At 64.7% G+C, this 1,889-nt stretch carries 1 protein-coding gene; it reads right to left on the bottom strand.

The annotated features are described in order from the left end of the window. On the bottom strand, positions 1–1,889 hold a 1,889-nt coding region (locus tag XalbCFBP2523_RS16910; RefSeq protein ID WP_211286575.1), incomplete at both ends, for a non-ribosomal peptide synthetase.

Below are 1,889 nucleotides of genomic sequence, written 5' to 3'. Positions count from 1 at the left end.
ACGGTCTCGGTCGGGCCGTATTCGTTGATCAGCCGGGTATGGGGCGCGAGGGTCTGCCAACGGGCCAGCGTGGCCGCCGGCAGCGCTTCGCCGCCGATCACCATCACTGACGGGCTCAGCGGTGTTGGGTGGTCGGCCAACTGCTGACCGAGCACTTCCAGATGCGCCGGAGTGAGCTTGACCAAGCCCAGCGGAGTCGGATCGCACAGGCGTTGCCGCAAGGCATCGAGGGTGTCGTGTTCGGGCAGCAATTCGACCTGCGCACCGCATAGCAACGGGGCGAACAGGCTGGTCAAGGTGGCATCGAAGGACAGCGACGAAGACACCACCGCGCTGGGAGTTGGTCGATAGTGTTCCACAGCCCATTGCAGGTAATGCGCGGCACCGGCATGGGTGAGCAAGGTGCCCTTGGGTTGGCCGGTGGAACCGGAGGTGTAGATGACGTAGGCCAGATTGTCCGGACACAGGCCGGGGACATTCGGCGCGCCGGGATCATCGTGTTGTGTATCGGCAATGTCGTCCAGGGTCAGCACGCTGACGCGCAACATGGCGCGACTGGCTGGGAGATGATCTTGCAGATCGGTGCAGGTCAGCACTGCGCGCGGGCGGCTGTCCTCCAGCAGGAAGGCCAGGCGTTCGCTTGGTAGTTCCGGATCCAGCGGCACATACGCCGCGCCGGCCTTGAGCGTGGCGAGCACCGCGACCACTTGCTCGATGCTGCGCGGCAGGTACAAGTCGACTCGACTCTCCACACCGACGCCGGAGCGGCGCAGACGCTGGGCGAGCCGATTGGCGCAGCCATCCAGTTCGGCATAGCGCAGGGTGCGTTGTCCTTCGCGCACCGCGATGGCATCGGGTGTGCGCTGTACCTGCGCTTCGAACAGGGAGTGGATGCAGGTGGCCGGTGGAAGCGACGTGCTCTCGGTGACAGTGAAGCGCTGCAATTGCACGCGTTCGTCGGCGGGCAACAGCGGCAATTGCGCGACGCGGGCGTGCGCGTTGGCGACCATGCCGCGCAACAGGGTCACGAACTGGGCCAGATGGCGTTCGATAGTACTGCGCTCGAACAACGCCGTGGCATACCCCAGGCTGCCGACGATACGATCCTGCTGCTCGTGCAGCGAGAACTCTAGATCGAACTTGGCATCGCCGGCCTGTGCCGGGATGGGCTGCAACCGAATGTCGGGCAGGACCAACTCGGCCTCGGGCACGTTCTGCCATGTGAGCACGACCTGGAACACGGGCTGCGCGGACAAACTGCGCTCGGGATTGAGCGCTTCGATCACCTGTTCGAATGGCACGTCTTGGTGATCTTGCGCGGCCAGTGCGGTGCTGCGTACCTGCGCCAGCAAGTCGGCGACGGTCGGCGCGCCGCGTAGATCGATGCGCAGTGCCTGGGCATTGACGAAGAACCCGATCAGCGCTTCGAGTTCGCTGCGGGTGCGATTGGCGACGGGCGCGCCGATCACCACCTGGTCTTGACCCGACAATCGCGACAACAGCACGGCCCAGCCGGCCAGCACGGTCATGAACACGGTGGTGCCATGGCGTTGGCTCAGGGCACGCAGGGCGTCGGTGAGTTCGGCATCGAGGGCGATGTCGACATGGTCGCCACGATAGTCCTGCAATGCTGGGCGCGGGTGGTCGGTGGGCAGTTCCAACAGTGCTGGCGCGCTATGCAGGTGCTCACGCCAGAAGCCAAGTTGACGTTGCAGCAGTGGTCCATCGAGCCAACGGCGTTGCCATACGGCGTAATCGGGATATTGGATCGGCAGCGGCGGCAGCGGATCGGGTTGACCTTGCACGAAGGCGGCGTACAGCGCGCTCAGTTCCTGCACCAGCAACGCCATCGACCAGCCATCCGAAACGATGTGGTGCATGGTCACCAG

This window comes from Xanthomonas albilineans, assembly GCF_002939705.1.
In the GTDB taxonomy this organism is placed as follows: Bacteria; Pseudomonadota; Gammaproteobacteria; order Xanthomonadales; family Xanthomonadaceae; genus Xanthomonas_A; species Xanthomonas_A albilineans.
Note: the sequence above shows the minus strand (reverse complement) of the source record. Positions and strands in the feature narration are given on the sequence as shown.